The sequence below is a fragment of the Pseudomonas sp. Z1-12 genome, from assembly GCF_051132015.1.
Taxonomy (GTDB): domain Bacteria; phylum Pseudomonadota; class Gammaproteobacteria; order Pseudomonadales; family Pseudomonadaceae; genus Aquipseudomonas; species Aquipseudomonas zanjanensis.
Window position 1 is genome coordinate 5,090,125 of record NZ_CP071647.1, and the last position, 19,955, is coordinate 5,110,079.

At 60.2% G+C, this 19,955-nt stretch carries 18 protein-coding genes, 1 pseudogene and 1 riboswitch; of the genes and pseudogenes, 7 read left to right on the forward strand and 12 right to left on the reverse strand.

The genetic code is table 11. From position 1 onward, the window contains the following. Window positions 1-3 precede the first annotated feature (3 nt). Window positions 4-630, reverse strand: a complete 627-nt coding sequence (gene cobO / locus J3P85_RS22050) for a cob(I)yrinic acid a,c-diamide adenosyltransferase (RefSeq protein ID WP_434703506.1) — start codon at window positions 628-630, stop codon at window positions 4-6. A gap of 80 nt (window positions 631-710) precedes the next feature. Next, window positions 711-919: riboswitch (cobalamin riboswitch) on the reverse strand. A gap of 159 nt (window positions 920-1,078) precedes the next feature. On the opposite strand from cobO, the gene J3P85_RS22055 reads away from it, so the two are divergent. Continuing rightward, the gene (locus tag J3P85_RS22055) at window positions 1,079-1,663 is read left to right on the forward strand and encodes a hypothetical protein (protein WP_186707009.1); all 585 of its coding nucleotides are present in this window, start codon (window positions 1,079-1,081) and stop codon (window positions 1,661-1,663) included. A gap of 254 nt (window positions 1,664-1,917) precedes the next feature. Next, a complete protein-coding gene (locus J3P85_RS22060; RefSeq protein ID WP_434703508.1) occupies window positions 1,918-3,234 on the forward strand; it encodes a PQQ-dependent sugar dehydrogenase in 1,317 nt (438 codons plus the stop codon). 137 nt (window positions 3,235-3,371) lie between these two features. On the opposite strand, the gene J3P85_RS22065 is transcribed toward J3P85_RS22060, so the two are convergent. The 5 genes from J3P85_RS22065 to J3P85_RS22085 form a co-directional block, all read right to left on the reverse strand. Then, the gene (locus J3P85_RS22065; RefSeq protein WP_250964185.1) at window positions 3,372-3,905 is read right to left on the reverse strand and encodes a C40 family peptidase; all 534 of its coding nucleotides are present in this window, start codon (window positions 3,903-3,905) and stop codon (window positions 3,372-3,374) included. A gap of 165 nt (window positions 3,906-4,070) precedes the next feature. Continuing rightward, the gene (locus tag J3P85_RS22070; RefSeq protein WP_434703509.1) at window positions 4,071-4,697 is read right to left on the reverse strand and encodes a C40 family peptidase; all 627 of its coding nucleotides are present in this window, start codon (window positions 4,695-4,697) and stop codon (window positions 4,071-4,073) included. Window positions 4,698-4,909: 212 nt separating this feature from the next. After that, complete coding sequence (gene hda / locus J3P85_RS22075; protein ID WP_003178999.1) at window positions 4,910-5,614, reverse strand: DnaA regulatory inactivator Hda; 705 nt, start codon at window positions 5,612-5,614, stop codon at window positions 4,910-4,912. A gap of 170 nt (window positions 5,615-5,784) precedes the next feature. Further along, window positions 5,785-6,858, reverse strand: coding sequence for an AI-2E family transporter (locus J3P85_RS22080; protein WP_434703511.1), 1,074 nt, complete (start codon window positions 6,856-6,858; stop codon window positions 5,785-5,787). 32 nt (window positions 6,859-6,890) lie between these two features. Further along, window positions 6,891-7,949, reverse strand: a complete 1,059-nt coding sequence (locus J3P85_RS22085; protein ID WP_434703513.1) for a DUF2066 domain-containing protein — start codon at window positions 7,947-7,949, stop codon at window positions 6,891-6,893. 365 nt (window positions 7,950-8,314) lie between these two features. Here J3P85_RS22085 and purM point away from each other — a divergent pair, with 365 nt between their 5' ends. The 3 genes from purM to J3P85_RS22100 are packed head-to-tail and all read left to right on the forward strand — an operon-like array spanning window position 8,315 to window position 10,745. Continuing rightward, the gene (purM, locus tag J3P85_RS22090) at window positions 8,315-9,373 is read left to right on the forward strand and encodes a phosphoribosylformylglycinamidine cyclo-ligase (protein WP_186728786.1); all 1,059 of its coding nucleotides are present in this window, start codon (window positions 8,315-8,317) and stop codon (window positions 9,371-9,373) included. Next, window positions 9,373-10,023 carry a phosphoribosylglycinamide formyltransferase gene (purN, locus tag J3P85_RS22095; RefSeq protein WP_434703514.1) on the forward strand — a complete coding sequence of 217 codons (651 nt, stop codon included), beginning with the start codon at window positions 9,373-9,375 and terminating at the stop codon, window positions 10,021-10,023. Before purM ends, purN begins: the two co-directional genes overlap by 1 nt. An 8-nt stretch (window positions 10,024-10,031) precedes the next feature. Continuing rightward, complete coding sequence (locus tag J3P85_RS22100) at window positions 10,032-10,745, forward strand: DUF3108 domain-containing protein (RefSeq protein ID WP_186707016.1); 714 nt, start codon at window positions 10,032-10,034, stop codon at window positions 10,743-10,745. Between the two features lie 263 nt (window positions 10,746-11,008). Here the strand turns inward: J3P85_RS22100 and J3P85_RS22105 are convergent, their stop codons facing one another. After that, window positions 11,009-11,491, reverse strand: coding sequence for a hypothetical protein (locus J3P85_RS22105; RefSeq protein WP_434703515.1), 483 nt, complete (start codon window positions 11,489-11,491; stop codon window positions 11,009-11,011). A 510-nt stretch (window positions 11,492-12,001) separates the two neighbouring features. Here J3P85_RS22105 and J3P85_RS22110 point away from each other — a divergent pair. Further along, window positions 12,002-12,196, forward strand: coding sequence for a hypothetical protein (locus J3P85_RS22110; RefSeq protein WP_434703516.1), 195 nt, complete (start codon window positions 12,002-12,004; stop codon window positions 12,194-12,196). Window positions 12,197-12,386: 190 nt separating this feature from the next. Here J3P85_RS22110 and J3P85_RS22115 read toward each other — a convergent pair whose 3' ends face one another. The 5 genes from J3P85_RS22115 to cysM all read right to left on the reverse strand — a co-directional run bounded on the left by J3P85_RS22115 (window position 12,387) and on the right by cysM (window position 18,571). Next, complete coding sequence (locus tag J3P85_RS22115) at window positions 12,387-12,926, reverse strand: DUF2058 domain-containing protein (RefSeq protein ID WP_053124301.1); 540 nt, start codon at window positions 12,924-12,926, stop codon at window positions 12,387-12,389. 26 nt (window positions 12,927-12,952) lie between these two features. Then, window positions 12,953-13,786, reverse strand: a complete 834-nt coding sequence (gene mazG, locus J3P85_RS22120; protein WP_434703517.1) for a nucleoside triphosphate pyrophosphohydrolase — start codon at window positions 13,784-13,786, stop codon at window positions 12,953-12,955. A gap of 164 nt (window positions 13,787-13,950) precedes the next feature. Then, window positions 13,951-16,197 carry a GTP diphosphokinase gene (gene relA / locus J3P85_RS22125; protein ID WP_434703518.1) on the reverse strand — a complete coding sequence of 749 codons (2,247 nt, stop codon included), beginning with the start codon at window positions 16,195-16,197 and terminating at the stop codon, window positions 13,951-13,953. A gap of 101 nt (window positions 16,198-16,298) precedes the next feature. Further along, window positions 16,299-17,669, reverse strand: a complete 1,371-nt coding sequence (gene rlmD, locus J3P85_RS22130; RefSeq protein ID WP_434703519.1) for a 23S rRNA (uracil(1939)-C(5))-methyltransferase RlmD — start codon at window positions 17,667-17,669, stop codon at window positions 16,299-16,301. After that, window positions 17,669-18,571, reverse strand: coding sequence for a cysteine synthase CysM (cysM, locus tag J3P85_RS22135; protein WP_434703520.1), 903 nt, complete (start codon window positions 18,569-18,571; stop codon window positions 17,669-17,671). The genes rlmD and cysM overlap by 1 nt, the downstream gene beginning before the upstream one ends. A gap of 990 nt (window positions 18,572-19,561) precedes the next feature. Here cysM and J3P85_RS22140 point away from each other — a divergent pair. Next, a pseudogene (locus J3P85_RS22140) lies at window positions 19,562-19,705 on the forward strand (IS5/IS1182 family transposase); the annotation flags it as partial. Window positions 19,706-19,955 lie beyond the last annotated feature (250 nt).

The following is a 19,955-nucleotide window of genomic DNA, read 5'->3' on the forward strand; positions in this document are numbered from 1 at the left end:
CGCTCACAGTTCGACGCCTTTCTGCGCCTTGATGCCCGCCTGGAACGCGTGCTTGATCATGCCCATTTCGGTCACGGTGTCGGCCAGCTCGATCATCTCGGGCTTGGCGCCGCGACCGGTCACGACCACATGCTGCATCGGCGGACGGGCTTGCAGATCGCTCAGCACCTGATCGAGGTCGAGGTAGCCGTGCTTGAGGGCAATGTTCAATTCATCGAGCACTACCAGGCCAATGGACGGGTCAGTGAGCAATTGACGGGATACGGCCCAGGCGGCTTCAGCGGCGGCGATGTCGCGCTGGCGGTCCTGGGTTTCCCAGGTGAAACCTTCGCCCATGACGTGAAAGCGCACCTGCTCCGGGAAGCGACGGAAGAACAGCTCCTCACCGGTGCTGTTGCGGCCCTTGATGAACTGCACCACGCCGCACTGCATGCCGTGGCCCATGGCCCGGGCCAGCATGCCAAACGCAGAACTGCTCTTGCCCTTGCCGTTACCGGTCAGCACCAGCAACAAGCCGCATTCGTTCGGCGAGTTGGCGATGCGCTCGTCGATCACGGCTTTCTTGCGCAGCATGCGCGCCAGGTGGCGTTCGTCGCGATCAGACGAATCGGTGATGAGGGAGTCGGTCATGGGGAAGCCTCCGCAGGGGATTGGATAACGGCGGGCGGGCACAAAAAAGACGGCAACAAGCCTGGCATCGCCCACCGTGATGCCGTTGGATGGATCAGGCCGGTCTCCGGGCTCATGAGCGGCACAATGCCTGGCTGTGCGCCTTCCCATGTCTGCGACACAGTGGCTTTTGCACAGCGTTGACTCATTTACCGTTGCGGGGGCAGCGCCGGGTTCGTGTGCACTCACCGGCTTCCCTGTTTCACTCTGTCGAACGCGGTCACAGAGCACCTGAAACAAGCGGCGAAGGTTAGAGGGTTGGGGGTGGAGCGTCAATTAAAGCCGCCATGGCTCGTGCACGGAACATTGGCCAGGATCAATAAAGAGACGTCAATCTTGTGCCACGCTACGGCAAGTGATATCAAATAGGCATCACGACCCGATATCACAAGAACAAGAGGGCAAAAACATGCAAGGCATGCTCATCAGCAATCCAAAGCTGGAATTCCTGCGCCCGCTGCTGGAACGCTGGTTTGATTGTATCGACCGCTACAACGCCGTGCGCGGCGATAACGATACGCCCTACTGGTTCGATGAACGGGCCAACCTTGGCTTGCTGTCGGCCGCTGCCTGGATGGCCGAGATGGTCACGCTGCAGAACGCCCCGACCCGCAAGCAGAACGAAGAAGGCGAACGTAACGTCAGCGCCGACCTTTTCATCGCCAGCACCGAGGAACGCGCCTTCATCCAGGCCACCCAACGCTGGCCCAAGGTCAACAACCTGAACCTGACCCAACCGCTGCTCGAAGCCACCAGCGATGCCAAGCGCATCAGCTACGCCAGCGACCTGAAGCTGGGCTGCCTGTTCGTCTCGCCGCAAAAAGCCCAGCAAAGCGCCACGCCCGAAGAACTGCAGGACATGATCGACGACCTGCAGAAAGAAAACACCTGCGCCGTGGCCTGGTACTTCCCTTACGCCTATCGCAAATTGCGCAACGAAGCCGGGCAGTACCATCCTGGCATTGCGGTGCTGTTCAAGCAGGCCCATGGTTGATCCGTTCAGCAAGGAACTGCGAGGTGACCCCATGTGGGAGCGAGCTTGCTCGCGATAACGGTGTGCCAGTCAACATCAACACAGGCTGATGCACCGCCATCGCGAGCAAGCTCGCTCCCACACTGGATTTTCAGCAGTCACAAAATCCATATGCATCACAGAGACCTGCCTGGCTGACTGGCCTACCCACAGTGGAACCATCGCGCGTCTACGCTCCTCTATGAATAACCACATGCATTCATAGGGACGCCAGCATGCTCAAGCCACCTCATCTTCTGATCGTCGCCCTTGCCGCCGGGCTTGTCGCTTGTGGCGAATCGTCCACCTTGCAAGTCTCCGACGGCACTGGCCCTGCACCGAAACTGCCCGAACCGAACAAGACCCTGATCCCCACCGTCAACATCGCCGAAGCCATCGGCTGGCCGCAAGGCGCCAAGCCAACCCCGGCCCAAGGCCTGCAAGTGGGCGCCTTCGCGGAAGGGCTGGACCATCCGCGCTGGCTCTATGTGTTGCCCAATGGCGATGTGCTGGTGGCCGAAACCAATGCCCCGCCCAAGCCGGACGACTCCAAGGGCATCCGTGGTTGGGTGATGAAAAAAGTCATGGGACGCGCCGGTGCCGGGGTGCCCAGCCCCAATCGCATCACGCTGTTACGCGACGCCAACCACGACGGCATCGCCGAAACCCGCACGGTCTTCCTTGAAAACCTCAACTCACCGTTCGGCATGACCCTGGTGGGCAATGACCTGTACGTGGCCGATACCGACCGGTTGATCCGCTTCCCCTACAAAGAGGGTGACACGCAAATCAAGGCGCAGCCGACCAAGGTCGTCGATCTGCCCGGCGGCACCCTCAACCACCATTGGACTAAAAATGTGATCGCCAGCCGCGACGGCAGCAAGCTGTACGTCACCACCGGCTCGAACAGCAACGTCGGGGAAAATGGCATGGAGGCCGAGGAAGGTCGCGCCGCCATTTGGGAAGTGGACCGTGCCAGCGGCAATCACCGGATTTTCGCCTCAGGCCTGCGCAACCCCAACGGCCTGGCTTGGGAACCGCGCAGTGGTGCGCTCTGGACGGCGGTGAACGAGCGGGACGAGATCGGCAGCGATCTGGTGCCGGACTACATCACGTCGGTCAAGGACGGCGCCTTTTATGGCTGGCCTTATAGCTATTACGGGCAAAACGTCGATGCCCGGGTCGAACCACAGAACCCTGCCCTGGTGGCGAAGGCCATCGCCCCGGACTACGCCGTCGGACCGCACACGGCCTCATTGGGCCTGACCTTCGCCGAGGGCAGCACCTTGCCCGCCCCGTTTACCGAAGGGGCTTTCATCGGTCAACACGGCTCCTGGAACCGTAAGCCCCACAGTGGCTATAAAGTGATTTTCGTACCGTTCAACGGCGGCAAACCGGTGGGACAACCGGTGGATGTGCTGACTGGTTTCCTGAATGCCGATGAAAAAGCCCAAGGCCGGCCAGTGGGCGTGGTGATCGACAAGCAGGGTGGGTTGTTGGTGGCTGATGATGTGGGGAACAAGATTTGGCGGGTGTCGAAAAAACAGGGCTGAAACCGATCCCCGTGGCGAGGGAGCTTGCTCCCGCTCGGTTGCGTAGCAATCGCTAAAAGCTTGGGGCTGCTGCGCAACCCAGCGGGAGCAAGCTCCCTCGCCACAAGAGCGCTCCTGCGGCGCAAAAGAATCAATCGTCAGGGATTGCGCGCCAGGTGCTCCGGTTGCAGCACACGCTTGGCGCCCAGATAGGCTCTCTGCCAATAAGCCTTGGACAGGCTGTCGAGCTTGACCGTGCCACCCGTCGCCGGCGCGTGGACAAAGCGCCCTTCGCCGACATAGATCCCGGCGTGGCTGACCTGGGAACCACCATTGGTGGCGAAGAACACCAGGTCACCGCTCTGCAACGCGTCCTTACCCACTTCTGGCGCCCGCATGCTGATCATTTCCCGGGTGGAGCGTGGCAGGGCAATACCGGCGGCGTCGCGGTATACATAACCGATCAAGCCACTGCAATCGAAGCCCGAATCCGGCGTGTTGCCGCCCCAACGATAAGGCGTGCCCACCAGGCCCAGCGCCCGGAACAGTACATCTTCGGCGGCAGGAGAAAAGGTTTGCGCGGGAGCAAAGACCACCGGTGCCCGCACGGGTGCTGGCGGCGGGGTACGGCTGGCACATGCACTGAGCAGTGCGGCGAGGAAGATGAGCGCGAGGCGGGCCGACGTCGACATATGCAGAACAATCCTGATCTGGATGCGGCTTTTCTGCCGTGGGCATGAAAACAAATCCGCCTGCGGAGTACGCAGGCGGATTGCCATCAATCAATGATCAAGGATTCTAGCGGCTATATGGCAAACTTCAAGTAAGACTTTAAGTTTGCCTTACAAACTGTGTGCTTACTTGCGAGCAGTGACCACCGTCGGTGCCATGGCGAGGGCGCGCTTGGCTTCGATGAAGGTCTTGTTCCAGTAGCTGTCGCCCAGGCTGTCGATCCGCACGCCACCGCTGCGGCGGCTGCTGGAATGGATGAACTGGTTGTCGCCCAGGTAGATACCGGCATGGCTGACGCGACCACGACGACCATTGGTGCTGAAGAACAGCAGGTCACCGGGCTCCAGCTGGTTGCGTGCTACCAAGGGGGCGTTCACGTTGATCATTTCGCGAGTGGAACGCGGCAGGTTCATGCCGGCCTCCTCTCGGAACAGGTAACCGATGAAACCGCTGCAATCGAAGCCGGCTTCAGAGGTACCGCCAAAACGGTAGCGGGTACCGATCAACGACATACCGCGTTCCAAGATACTGTCAGCCAGTACTGGAAGCTGGTAAGGCTTGCTGCCGGCGAAGGCTGCGAGTTCTTTGTCGGAGGCCATTTCTTCCTGGAACGCAACGGAGGAAGACTGGGCAGTAACAGAGTTCTGGACCTGAGGCTGGGGCGCTTGCTCGGACACCGGAGTGTGGGCAGCGCAACCGAACAACAGGGTAACGAGTGCGAGAGGCACGAGGGGTGCGAAGCGATTTAGCATGGGCACGACCGTGGCTGAAGTAGTAAAGATGGCGAGACTATGCCTTCTATCAACCTCATTTGCAAATTCAATCGATGCAAATGTGACTTCTCGGTTTTACGTTTACATCTAAGCGCTTAAGCCCATTTTGAACGTCATGTGGCCTGCCGCCCAGCAGGACCGCGGGTTTTGCCATGTCCAGAGCAGGCCATGAGCCACCATCCGAACCGGTTCTACCAGCCCAACGTTTCTTTCAAAAAAGGAATAGTCAGCTTGCGTTGGGCCTGGAGCGAGGCCTGGTCGAGGCGTTCGAGCAGCTCGAACAATGCGCTCATGCTACGGGTGCCGCGGGTGAGGATGAAATGCCCGACTTCGTCGGTCAGGTGCAGGCCGCGACGGGAAGCGCGCAGCTGCAAGGCACGGAGTTTGTCTTCGTCGGACAGCGGGCGCATCTGGAAAATCAGCGCCAGGGTCAGACGTGACTTGAGGTCCGCCAGCTTCACCGGCAGCTCCCGAGGCGAGGTCGAGGCGGCGATCAGCAAGCGTCGACCGCTGTCGCGCAGTCGATTGAACAGATGGAACAGCGCCTCTTCCCAGTCAGCCTTGCCGGCCACGGCCTGGAGATCGTCCAGGCACACCAGTTCGTACTGTTCAAGGTTGTCGAGGATTTCGACACCGCGATCAAGCAACTCGGCCAATGGCAGGTACACCGCCGGTTCGCCCAGTTGCTCGAAGCGCAGGCACGCGGCCTGCAACAAGTGCGTGCGCCCTACTCCGTCCTTGCCCCACAGATAGATCAGGCTTTCGGTCCAGCCGGCGTCGGCTTCGCAAAGCCGCTCGACATAGCCGAGTGCAGCGGCATTGGCGCCTGGGTAGTAATTGATAAAGGTGGCGTCATCACGCAGACGCACACCTAGGGGCAGCTGAATCGGTTTCATGCTGACTGAACAGTTCCTCGGGAACCGTTAGTGGCCTCTGTGTAAAGTGCGCAAAGTTTATACCCGTGACGCGGACCGCACAATGCGCCGGACCACGAGCAAAATCAAAGGTTTGCAGCGACAAGGGCGCGGAGCGTCAGTTTCCCTGACACTCCGCCCCGTGATTTGCCCTATAGATCGGGGTCTTCGACGCCACTGTAGATATCTGAATCTTTGTACAGATCGTGCATATGCCGCACCAGCACCATGATCACCGCCGCCACCGGCAGCGCCAGCAGGATCCCGGTGAAGCCGAACAACTCGCCCCCCGCCAGGATCGCAAAGATCACCGCCACCGGATGCAGGCCAATGCGGTCGCCCACCAACAGCGGCGTCAGCACCATGCCCTCCAAGGCCTGCCCGACCATGAACACCGCCACGATGCCAACCATCGGGTACAAGTCGCCGCCGAACTGGAACAACCCGGCGACCAATGCCGCGCCAATACCGATCACAAAGCCCATGTACGGGACGATGGCCGCCAGTCCGGCGATCAAGCCAATCAACAGCCCCAGCTCCAGTCCGACCAGCATCAGCCCTGCCGCATAGATGAAACCCAGGGCCACCATCACCAGCAGTTGCCCGCGCACGAACGCCCCCAGCACTTCATGGCATTCGCCGGTCAGGGTCATGATGCGTTCTTCGCGATGACGCGGCAGCAGGCTGCGAATCTTCGCCATCATCAGGTCCCAGTCCCGCAGCAGGTAGAAGGCCACCACGGGGATCAGCACCAGGTTCGCCAGCAGGCCGATCAACGCCAGGCTCGAAGCCGTGGCCTGGCTCAACACCACGCCGACGATGTCGGTGGTCTGGCCCATGTGCTCGCTGATAGCGGCCTTGACCTTGTCGAACTTCCAGAAGCCGTCGGCCAGCCCCAGCTTCGATTGCACCCACGGCACCGCGCTGTGCTGCAACCAGTCGAGCATTTGCGGCGCCAATTCGTACAAGCGCAGCAGTTGCTTGGCGAGCATCGGGATCAGCACCAGCAACAGCGCGACCACGATCAAGGTGAACAATGCAAAGACCGCCACCACGCCCCATGTCCGCGACAGGCCGAGTTTTTCCAGGCGATCCACCACCGGGTCGAACAGATAGGCCAGCAGCAACGCAACCAGGAACGGCGTGAGGATCGGGTGCAGCAAATAGATAAACGCGAACAGCAGGGCGACCCCACCCAACCAGAACCAACGCCGCGTATCGCCCATGAACCACTCCTAGCTATATAAAGAAAGACAACCTACCAGCGGAACCGCAAGTTGGCGGCCGGTGCAGGCGCAGGTGTTGCAACCGGGACCGAGCCATCGGCAGCGGGCGGTGCTTCAGGCACCGGCGCTACAGCCTCGCCTGCTGGAATTTCCTGCAATTTAGCCAGGGCCAATTGCGCCTTCAGTTGCTCGGCGCTGCCGTTGACCTTATAGACGATCCGATCCCCTTCGACCCGCTGCAACTGCCCACCGAACGGTTCCAGCAAACGCCCCAGCGCCGCGTATCGCTCCAGGTTCATGCCCTGCACTTCCAGCAGTTGCTCGGTGGCCACGCCCGGCTTGGCGACGAAACGCGGCGCCAGGCGCTGACTCACCGCGAGCATGACCGCATCGGCCAAAGCCGCAGGATTTGCACCCTGGGCGGTACCCTGTTCGCGTTGGTCTCCCAGCCACAGGCGCCAGGTGCCTTGCCACTGTCCGCCCTCTTCCTTGGCATGGACCGCCAGCAAGGCGTCCGTCGCGTAGCGCTCCGAGGCCTCGCGTAGCGGCGCCGGGTCGCTGCCTTCCAGGTTCGGCGCGGTGGCGACGATCTGCTCGCTCAAATCCGCCAGCGGCAGGTGCAGTGCCAGGCCCCGATGCTGCGCAGCACGCCGCAGCGGCGTGGCGCTGGCCTGGCCATCGCCCACCAGGCTGGAGCCTTCGGCCGAATCGCTCAGCCACCAACCGAGGATCGATGGCCGGTTCGCGCTCCACAGCGACAAGCCTGCCGAGCGCAGCGCCCGGTCGGTGCTCGCCGGGTCGAAGTCCACCTTGAGGCTTTCCGGCGGGCCGGCGTCGTAGCCATATTGAAGAATGATCTGTTGCGGGTCCTGGCGGATGGCCGCCAACCCGGGATTCTGGGCCGCCTTGGCGTCGCCGGTCAGGCGCAGCACCAACGTATCCAGGGCGCGCAGCGTCGCCTGGTTGCGCTCCTCCGGCGTCTGGCTGGCGACCGGTTCGAGCACTTGATAGAGGCCATTGACGGTTTCGGCATGGCTCGCCAGGCTGATCAGCGACAAGCAGCCCACGGACAAGAATTTGAACAAACGCATGGAAGATTCCCGGACATAACGGCTGGAACAGGCCGTGTGAAGAAGATTGAGCATGGCTGTGACCACAGCACCCGGCAAAACATTCACACGCCCGGTGGAAGTTTCGCACGATCATCACCATAACCGGTTACCGCTACACCTTATACAGAGGCGTTGCGCAGTACCAATATAAGAAATATCGGTTTTTTTCCGTGGATTATGTCCCTGCCCGTCGGCGCGAGGATGGCCGCTGCCCCTCAAGCCTGATAAAATCGCGCGCCTTCGCAGACCGGCAATGGCTGGGCTCCCGGAATAATTCGTACAACGGTTATTCAATGGCCCCGGCGTCGGTCGTTACCCAGAAATCCCCCCTAAAGGCCTGGATCATGAGCAAGCAACCCTCCCTGAGCTACAAGGACGCCGGTGTAGACATCGACGCCGGTGAAGCATTGGTCGAACGCATCAAGAGCGTCGCCAAGCGCACTGCGCGTCCGGAAGTCATGGGCGGCCTGGGCGGTTTCGGCGCCCTCTGCGAGATCCCGGCCGGCTACAAGCAACCGGTCCTGGTCTCCGGCACCGATGGCGTCGGCACCAAGCTGCGCCTGGCCCTGAACCTGAACAAGCACGACAGCATCGGCATCGACCTGGTGGCCATGTGCGTGAACGACCTGGTGGTCTGCGGCGCCGAGCCGCTGTTCTTCCTTGACTACTACGCCACCGGCAAACTGAACGTCGACACCGCCGCCCAGGTCGTGACCGGCATCGGCGCCGGCTGCGAACTGTCCGGCTGCTCCCTGGTCGGCGGCGAAACCGCTGAAATGCCCGGCATGTACGAAGGCGAAGACTACGACCTGGCCGGCTTCTGCGTCGGCGTCGTGGAGAAAGCCGAGATCATCGACGGCTCGAAAGTCGCCGCCGGCGATGCCTTGCTCGCCCTGCCGTCCTCCGGCCCGCACTCCAACGGCTACTCGCTGATCCGCAAGATCATCGAAGTCTCGGGTGCCGACATTGAAAACACCCAGCTCGACGGCAAGCCGCTGGCCGACCTGCTGATGGCCCCGACCCGTATCTACGTCAAGCCGCTGCTCAAGCTGATCAAGGACACCGGCGCCGTCAAGGCCATGGCCCACATCACCGGCGGTGGCCTGCTGGACAACATCCCGCGCGTTCTGCCAAAAGGCGCCCAGGCCGTGGTCGACGTGGCGAGCTGGACCCGCCCGGCCGTGTTCGACTGGCTGCAAGAGAAAGGCAACGTCGATGAAACCGAAATGCATCGCGTGCTGAACTGCGGCGTGGGCATGGTCATCTGCGTGGCCCAGGAGCACGTCGAGACCGCCCTGAACGTCCTGCGTGAAGCCGGCGAGCAGCCTTGGGTCATCGGCCAGATCGCCACCGCGGCGGAAGGCGCTGCACAAGTCGAGCTGCAAAACCTTAAGGCGCACTGATGTCCGCAACCTGTGACGTGGTGGTGCTGCTGTCCGGCACCGGCAGTAACTTGCAGGCCTTGATCGACAGCACGCGGGTCGGCGACAGCCCGGTCCGCATCCGCGCGGTGATTTCCAACCGCGCCGATGCCTACGGCCTGCAACGTGCCAAGGACGCAGGCATCGACACCCGCGTCCTGGATCACAAGGCGTTCGAGGGCCGCGAAGCCTTCGACGCCGCGCTGATCGAACAGATCGACACCTTCAATCCGCAACTGGTCGTACTCGCTGGTTTCATGCGCATTCTCAGCGCGGGCTTCGTGCGTCACTACCAGGGTCGCCTGTTCAATATCCACCCGTCGCTGCTGCCCAAATATAAAGGGTTACACACTCACCAGCGCGCGCTGGAGGCCGGAGACACTGAGCACGGCTGCTCCGTGCACTTCGTCACCGAGGAACTCGATGGCGGACCACTGGTCGTACAGGCAGTAATACCGGTAGAGTTGCACGACACGCCGCAAAGCCTGGCGCAACGGGTTCACGCCCGCGAGCACCAGATCTACCCGATGGCCGTGCGTTGGTTTGCCGAAGGAAGGCTGACCCTCGACGATCGCGGTGCCTCACTGGACGGCCAGTTGCTCGCCGCCAGCGGCCATTTGATTCGATACTAGGAGATTTTATGCGTCGCGCCCTGCTCTTCGCTTGCGCTCTGCTTGCCTTGCCCCTGGCACAGGCCGCAGACCTTCAACCGTTCTCCGCCAGCTACACCGCCGACTGGAAGCAGTTGCCCATGAGCGGCACTGCCGAGCGCAGCCTGACCAAGGAAGCCAACGGCACCTGGAAGCTGAGCTTCAAGGCTTCGATGATGATCGCCAGCCTGACCGAAGAAAGCACCCTGACCCTGGACAAGGACACCCTGCTGCCACAGTCCTACCACTTCGAACGCGGTGGCCTGGGCAAGGCCAAGAAGGCCGACCTGGACTTCGACTGGAACACCAAGATGGTCACCGGCACCGATCGCGGTGACGCGGTCAAGCTGCCGCTCAACCGTGGCATGGTCGACAAGTCCACTTACCAGTTGGCCCTGCAGCATGACGTGGCCGCCGGCAAGAAAAGCATGAGCTACCAGGTCGTGGACGATGGCGAAATCGATACCTATGACTTCCGCGTCCTGGGCTCGGAGAAGGTCGACACCAAGGCCGGCCAGATCGACGCGATCAAGGTCGAGCGCGTGCGCGACCCGACACAAAGCAAGCGCATCACCGTGCTCTGGTTCGCCAAGGACTGGGACTACCTGCTGGTACGCCTGCAACAGGTCGAGACCGACGGCAAGGAGTACAACATCATGCTCCAGGACGGTACGGTCAATGGCAAGGCTGTGAAAGGCAGTTGATCGACGACGGCATCCAGAAGCCCCGCACATGCGGGGCTTTTTGTTACCCGGATTTCAAGCCCGCCACGTACCTACTGTGGGAGCGAGCTTGCTCGCGATAGGGGTGCGTCAGTTAGCGGTGATATTGATTGTAGCCATCAAGGCTCACTCTCATCGAAGAGAATCTTTAAAGGTATTGAAACATACAGAAGCCAAACACTATCGATAAAGATAAAAAACAAGTACAAAGCACCTTTCTTAAAGTTAACAGGCCTGGGGTTAACTCAGGGCACCGCGGAACGCCAAACGACAACACAACTCAATTTTCCGTCAGAGTAGTCTCCCGGTTTCTCTTTTTCCAACATCACAACCCCCTTAACTACAATTGAGCCATCCGGAGCATCTTTCAACTGCCTGAGATTCATCCGAATAGTAGTAGTGGGATGAACAATTGTTTTGATCTTGAAATACCACTCATGATGACCAAAACTGCAAGGCGCTCCATCAAACCGGATCTGCGTGGCCGAAGGGACATTATCAAGTACAAAATACCTCGCTTCGTCATTCGTACAAGAAGTATCTTTCATACTAAAGTATTGCGGCTCCACTTGCTCCTTAATTGTCAACGTACATGACTTACCGCCCCCATCTGCATTTGCAGATAGTCTAATTAGTCCCTGGGGCATATTCGCCGCCATTATTGAACTAGCATCTATACAACCGGATATAACCATGAATCCAATAACCAACATCTTGGAAATATTCATCATATGACCCCTTTGATAGCCGCTCCGCCATGGGACGTCTACAGCTGTTTCATCTCGAAAACAGACTAAGCACTGTCGACCATCACCCAAACACATCCAGTCGCGCCGCGCTGGATGAAAGTAAACAGGATTTTGGGGAGCGGGGTAACTGTCAGAGTTGACAGGTGCACTTAAAAAAACTCCTGCAGGCATGCCATTCGTCGAGCTTGTCCTGTGCGATGGCTTGAGCCTTCGCTTTGCGGGGAATTGTTGTTGCCTGGGCTGGCCTCTTCGCGAGCAAGCTCGCTCCCACAGGGGTTTTGCGTTCACTCAAGTTGCCGCTGCAACATGAAATATTTTTCATGACCGCCACTTGCGACCGAATGCCGCGCACCACCTGGCCTGCAGGATTGCTGCGCTTTGCATGAAAACTTCTTAACGCGCCGAAGCATTTACTTAGCACGCTATCCAAACCTATAACAAAGCCCTGCACACGCCTTGCTGCAGATAACAGAGATTGGAGCTTGCAAGATGACTGTGAAAGTAACTGAACACGACGACGCCCATATGTCCCATGAAGCTATTGCCGCCGGTATCCGGATCTGGGACGTGCATCAACAGGATTTGCTGGTGGGGATGTTCCACTCCGAGACGGATGCCCATAGCTACAAGGCTGAGCTGGAGCGCGAGGAGCGGCAGCGTTCGCGGGAGACCGCGCAATCCTGATCAACACAACCCCCTATAGGACTTGTGCCTGTGGGAGCAAAGCTTGCTCGCGATAGCGCTGTGTCAGCCAGCAAATAACATTGCCTGATACCCAGCTATCGCGAGCAAGCTTTGCTCCCACAGCCCCCTAATGATGTTCCTTGGGCCTTCTGCAGGTTTTGTGCTTCAACTCAATGGCATTGCGCCCTGCTTACCACATCAAATCATCAGGAATCTGATAGGCCGCGTACGGATCATCGGCATCCACTTCTTCGGTCTGGGTGTTGAGCTGGACAATACGCTTGGGGTCGCGTTCCTGGATTTTCAGGGCGGCCTCGCGCGGGATCACTTCATAGCCACCGGCGTGGTGGACGATCGCCAGGGAGCCACTGCTCAACTTGTTGCGCATCAGGGTATTGACCGAGATGCGCTTGACCTTCTTGTCGTCGACAAAGTTGTAGTAGTCCTCGGTGGTCAGCTTCGGCAGGCGCGAGACTTCGATCAATTGCTTGATCTGCGCGGCCCGGGCCTTCTGCTCGACCTTTTCCTGCTGCTGCCGGTTGAGCTCCTGGTCACGCTTGACCTTCTCGGCCATGGCTTCCTGCGCTGCGCGCTGCTGGGAATCATCCAGTTCGATCTGGCCTTTATGGGCCAGGCGTTGCTGCTTCTGTTTCTCTTTGCCGACCTGCTTGGCCTGCTTTTGGTTGACCAGCCCTGCTTTGAGCAACTGGTCGCGAAGGGAAAGGCTCATGGTGCTTACTCACTTAGGCAACGGCCTCAGCCACAGCTGGGCAAATTCTTTTCCTGACGTTTGGCTTCGCCCCATAAGGCGTCCAACTCTTCGAGGGTGCAATCTTCCATTGGGCGATGGGTGTCGCGCAATGCCTGTTCGATAAATCGGAAGCGTCGCTCGAATTTCCCGTTGGCGTCGCGCAGCGCGGTTTCCGGGTCGACCTTGAGGTGGCGCGCCAGGTTCACCACGCTGAACAGCAGATCGCCGATCTCGTCGCTGATGGCCACCGGATCGTTGTCGGCCATGGCTTCGAGCACTTCGTCCAGTTCCTCCCGGACTTTATCAAGCACCGGCAAGGGCCCCGGCCAATCGAAACCGACCTGGCCGGCACGCTTTTGCAACTTCGCCGAACGGGACAGCGCCGGCAGCGCCGCCGGCACATCGTCGAGCAGCGACAATTGCTCGGGCGTCGTGGCCTTCTCAGCCCGTTCCTCTGCCTTGATTTCCTCCCAGCGCTGCTTGACCTGGTCTTCGTTCAGGCGCGGGATGTCCACGGGCGCATACAGGTCACCGGTAGGAAACACATGGGGATGACGGCGAATCAACTTGCGGGTGATGCTGTCGACCACACCGGCGAATTCGAAGCGGTTTTCTTCCCGGGCCAACTGGCTGTAGTACACCACCTGGAACAACAGGTCGCCCAACTCCCCCTGCAAGTGATCGAAATCGCCGCGCTCGATCGCGTCGGCCACTTCGTACGCTTCTTCCAGGGTATGGGGGACGATGGTCCGGTAGGTTTGCTTGATGTCCCACGGGCAGCCGTACTGCGGGTCCCGCAGGCGGTTCATCAAGTGGAGCAGGTCTTCGAGGCTGTACATCAATCATCCCACCACAAAAAAATCCCTGTGGAGCAAACCTGTGGGAGCAAAGCTTGCTCGCGATAGCGGTGGGTCAGTCTCCATATAGGCTGGGTCCACCCCCAATCGCGAGCAAGCTTTGCTCCCACAGGCCAGCTCTCACATTGCTGGACTGTGCCTGACCTTTAGCCCGGCGTTCGGTTACGCCGGGTCTCGATGATGTTCGGCAGCTGGGATATCCGCCCCAGCAACCGTCCCAGCGCATCCAGCCCCGGAATCTCGATGGTCAACGACATCAGCGCGGTGTTGTCTTCCTTGTTCGAACGCGTGTTCACTGCCAGCACGTTGATCCGCTCGTTCAGCAACACCTGGGACACGTCACGCAGCAGACCGGATCGGTCGTAGGCGCGGATGACGATGTCCACCGGGTAGGTGAGTACCGGCACCGGGCCCCAGCTGACCTGGATGATTCGCTCCGGCTCGCGACCGGCCAGTTGCAGCACCGAAGCGCAGTCCTGGCGGTGAATGCTCACGCCGCGCCCCTGGGTGATGTAGCCGACAATCGCATCCCCCGGTAATGGCTGGCAGCAACCGGCCATCTGGGTCATCAGGTTGCCCACGCCCTGGATCTGGATATCGCCGCGCTTGCCTGGCTTGTAGCCGGTGGCTTTGCGCGGGATCAGCTCCAGTTGCTCGTTGCCCCGCTCCGGCTCCACCAGTTGCTGGGCCAGGTTGACCAACTGCGCCAGGCGCAGATCGCCGGCACCAAGCGCGGCAAACATGTCCTCCGCGGTCTTCATGTTGGCTTTTTCGGCCAGCTTGTCGAAATCCACCTGCGGCAGGCCCAGGCGACCGAGCTCACGTTCGAGCAGGGTCTTGCCGGCGGCGACATTCTGGTCGCGAGCCTGCAACTTGAACCAATGGACGATTTTCGCCCGCGCCCGGGATGTAGTGATGTACCCCAGGTTCGGGTTCAGCCAGTCGCGGCTCGGCGTACCGTGCTTGCTGGTGATGATCTCGACCTGTTCACCGGTCTGCAGGCTGTAGTTGAGCGGCACGATCCGCCCGTTGATCTTGGCGCCACGGCAGTTGTGGCCGATTTCGGTGTGGACGCGGTAGGCGAAGTCCAGCGGTGTCGCGCCCTTGGGCAGGTCGATGGCGTGGCCGTCGGGGGTGAAGATGTAGACCCGGTCCGGCTCGATGTCGACGCGCAGCTGTTCGGCCAGGCCACCGATGTCGCCCAGTTCCTCATGCCACTCCAGCACCTGGCGCAGCCAGGAGATTTTCTCTTCGTAGTGGTTGGACCCGGACTTGACGTCGGTGCCCTTGTATTTCCAGTGGGCGCAGACGCCCAGCTCGGCTTCCTCGTGCATGGCGTGGGTGCGGATCTGCACTTCCAGGACCTTGCCCTCGGGGCCGATCACCGCGGTGTGCAGCGAGCGATAGCCGTTTTCCTTGGGGTTGGCGATGTAGTCGTCGAACTCCTTCGGAATGTGCCGCCACAAGGTGTGGACGATCCCCAGCGCGGTATAGCAGTCGCGCATTTCCGGGACCAGTACGCGAACGGCGCGAACGTCGTAGATCTGGCTGAATTCCAGGCCCTTGCGCTGCATTTTTCGCCAGATCGAGTAGATGTGCTTGGCCCGGCCACTGATGTCGGCTTCGACGCCGGTGGCCTGCAATTCTTCGCGCAACTGGGTCATCACGTCGGTGATGAAGCGCTCGCGATCCAGGCGTCGCTCATGCAACAGCTTGGCGATCTGTTTGTATTGATCGGGTTCCAGGTAGCGGAAGGACAAGTCCTCCAGCTCCCACTTGATGTGACCGATGCCGAGACGGTGGGCCAGGGGCGCATAGATGTCGAACACCTCCCGGGCGACGCGATTGCGCTTTTCGTCATCGGCGGACTTCACGGCGCGGATCGCGCAGGTGCGCTCGGCCAGCTTGATCAGCGCGACGCGCACGTCGTCGACCATCGCCACTAGCATCTTGCGCAGGTTTTCCACCTGGCCCTGGGTGCCCAGCACCATGGACTGGCGCGGGCTGAGGCTGGCGCTGATGGCCGCCATGCGCCGCACGCCGTCGATCAACTTGGCCACCACGGTGCCGAAGCGCTGGCTGACGACCGGTAGCTGGATCTGCCCTTCGCGCACGCCGCGGTACAGCACCGCCGCCACCAGGGAGTCCTGGTCGAGCTTGAGGTCAGCGAGAATTTCGGCGATCTCCAGGCCCGTCTGGAAACTCGAGGTGCCTTCGGACCAGAGGTTCTTCGCCGCGTTGTGTTGCTGTTCCGCCTCGCGCGCAAACTCGCAGGCGGCCTTCAAGGCTTCGCGATCCAGTGCCGTGTCGATACTGACCGCGTGATCGAGCCAAGCCTCGAGATTGATACTGCCGTCGGTGTTGATCGGCTGGTGTGCTCTCACCTGTACCATCTTTACTTACCTTCCCTACGACGCAGATTCAATGCGTCAACTTCGCTGACCTTCGCTGTCCGTGTTTCCGCCCAGGGCTGTGGCGGGTTGGCACGAACGGGTCAGTCGGACAAGCCATCCTGGCTCGCTTCAAATAACGCCATGGCCTCGACATGCGCCGTTTGAGGAAACATATCGAGAATCCCGGCACGTTTTAACCGGTAGCCCTGCTTGATCAGTTCGACCGTATCCCGGGCCAAAGTTGCCGGGTTGCACGATACATAAACCAACCGTTTGGCCCCCAGGTACGACAGCTTGCGCACCACCTCGAAAGCACCGTCACGGGGTGGGTCCAAGAGTACCGCAGAAAAGCCTTCGCCGATCCATTCGGCATCCGCCAGAGGCTGGGATAAATCGGCCTGAAAAAAGGCAGTGTTATTCAAATTGTTGCTGACGGCATTGGCCGCCGCGCGGTCCACCATGGTTTGCACGCCTTCGACGGCCACCACCTGGCGCACGTTCTTGGCCAGCGGCAAGGCAAAGTTGCCCAAGCCGCAGAACAGATCCAGCACCCGCTCCTCGGGGCGGGGCGCCAACCATTGCAACGCTTGGGCGATCATCGCCTCGTTGACGCCGGCGTTCACCTGGATGAAATCCCCGGGCCGGTACGCCAGCTCAAGGTCCCAGGCATCCAGGCGAAACCCCAGCGCCTGTCCGGGTTCGACCGGTTGCGGCTCACCTTCACCGTGCAGCCACAACTGGGCCTCATGAAACGCGCAGAAATCCTTGAGGATCGCCAGGTCGGCCTCCGACAGCGGCGCCATATGGCGCAGCAATACCGCGAGGGACGAACCGGCGAACAATTCCACATGCCCCAGCGCCTGGGGTTTGCTCAAGCGTCGCAGCATCTCCGGCAGGCGGCTCATGATCGGCTGCAAGGGCTGTACCAGCACCGGGCAATCACCGATGGCGACAATGTCCTGGCTTGCGACGGCGCGGAAACCCACTTCGAGCTTTTTCGCTTTCTGGTCCCAACGCACCGCCACCCGGGCGCGACGTCGGTAACCGAATTCAGGCCCGCTCAACGGCGCGGCCCATTCTTGCGGCTCAACCCCAGCCACGCGCGACAACTGCTCGGCGAGCATGCGCTGTTTCAGGGCGAGTTGTTCGTCATGGGGCAAATGCTGGACGCTGCATCCGCCGCAACGACCGGCATGGACACACGGCGCTGGTCGGCGCAGTTCACTGGACAGGAACACACGCTCGGTGCGCGCCTCGACCACTTTGCCATGGGCACCGAGCACCCGCGCCTCGACCTCTTCACCGGCCAGGGCACCGATGACGAACCAGGTCCGCCCGTCGACAAACGCAATGCCCCGGCCATCGTTGGCCAGGCGCTCAATGGTCAAGCGCTGCTTTTTACCGGTGGGCACTTGCGGGGCCCGGCTTCCGCCGCTGGGCTGGAAGCGCAGGCCTCTCTCTTGCTTGGCCATCAGTTGGGCGCGTCGAAAATGCCGGTCGACAAGTAACGGTCGCCACGGTCACAGATAATCGCGACGATCACCGCATGCTCCACTTCCCTGGACAAGCGCAGCATCCCCGCCACGGCACCGCCCGAAGACACGCCGCAGAAGATGCCTTCTTCACGCGCCAGGCGACGGGTCACGTCCTCGGCTTCGCGCTGGGCCATGTCGATGATGCGGTCCACGCGGTCGGCCTGGTAGATCTTCGGCAGATACTCTTCGGGCCAGCGACGAATGCCGGGGATGGCCGAGCCTTCCATCGGTTGCAGGCCAATGATCTGTACGTTCGGGTTCTGTTCTTTCAGGTAGCGCGAGGTGCCCATGATGGTGCCGGTGGTGCCCATCGAGCTGACGAAATGGGTGATCGTGCCGTCGGTCTGGCGCCAGATCTCAGGGCCAGTGGTGGTGTAGTGGGCCTCGGGATTGTCGCCGTTGGCGAACTGATCCAACACCTTGCCACGCCCCTCGGCCTGCATGCGCTCGGCCAGGTCCCGGGCGCCTTCCATGCCCTCCTCCTGAGTCACCAGGATCAACTCGGCGCCATAGGCCGTCATCGCCGCCTTGCGCTCGGCGCTGGAGTTATCGGGCATAATCAGGATCATCTTGTAACCCTTGATCGCCGCCGCCATCGCCAAGGCAATCCCGGTATTGCCGGAAGTCGCCTCGATCAGCGTATCGCCGGGCCGGATCTGCCCACGCAATTCACCACGGGTGATCATCGACAACGCCGGCCTGTCCTTGACCGAGCCCGCCGGGTTGTTCCCTTCGAGCTTGAGCAAAAGCGTATTGGTGGTCTCGCCGGGCAAGCGCTGCAAGCGGACCAGCGGAGTGTTGCCGACGCAATCGGCGATGGTGGGGTACTGCAAAGTCATGGCGTATTCGCAATCCGGGCTGCGGGGGCGCCTATCATACCGGCAAACCCGGCGAGGCCATATCACGCAAAGTGAGGGGGTTATGGCTTATGGGAATAAGCGAGGTGAAAGCCGAGTGCGCTGCTGGATGGATATGGCCCTTTCCCTACAGAGCCGGGCGCTCGGATCGCGCATGCATACCTGCTGTAAGTACTGTCTGTCGTACTCTTCCTGCCTGCTTGTAGGCTTGCTCCTTTTAATATAAATGAGCAAGCATTCAAGGCTATCGGGCTTTGCACCGTATGTTTAAGGTAGTACCGCTAAACGTACGAGCAGGATGCAGAGCAATAACTATGGTCAACGCTTGGTGGAAACAAAAAGATTCGCAGCCCAGCGCCCGACAGGCTTGCGGGCAACGTTTGCGCAACCTACTGGAAGAATACGACATCACCCCCTCGGCATTTGCCGAGGTGCTGCGTGTTAGCCCTCAATGCCTGACCAACTGGAGCGCGCGGGGTATACCTCGGCCGCGGATGGAACAATTGGCGCGTTTGCTGAGTGTGAGTGAAGGGTGGCTGGCGACTGGAGAGGGCGAGCGGACATGCGACCTGCATCGGGAGGTAGAGCAGAGGGGGTTGAGCCTCAAGCACCTCCCCGACGAAAGCACAATCCCATTCCGGTCTAGGGGACATACGCCTGTTAATGAGGAAAATGGCAGCCGCAAGGTGCTCGCGAAAAAAAACACACAAACAAGTGGATGACCTGATGCCGCTTTTAACATCGACGGGGCTGAAGCCAGACGGAAATGTATGTTTACTTCAAACCATCCCTTGTCGACCGCACTTCTTTAGGCGCCTATTTTATTACGTTACACATTGAGGCATGCGCGAACTTAGAGAGCAGGCTATAAATATAGCTGCCATTCTAGTAACCAAAAGCCGCACCCATCGGATAAAGCCGGGAGGATCTGAATTTATAGTGATCATATGGAATTCCTAAGGAAACTCTGAGATGGAAGAGGCGCTCGATGAAACCACGAACCTCAATTTTCGTCGTTTGCTGGAAAAACATGAACTGGCGAGCGGAACTCTCGGTGTGATCGCCGGTTATCTGGGCGACCGTGGATTGATGTTGCGCCAGGGCCCGGTGGTGGAGATGGGTCGAAAACAATTGCTCAGTACGGGACAAGGGCTCCGGTAATACGGGCTAATCCTCCTGAAACAGCGCGACTAAAGGAAAAACAGTGAGTTAAGAGCAGAAAATATCTAGATTGCGACCGAATAGGCGCTTTTTTTTGAATCTCGAGCAGCGAGGGCAACAAAGATCGGAGGGTACTTCAAACCCAACTTTCAACATGGTAGGCAGGAGCCAATAGATAGTATTCCATGAATCTGCACTTATTTGA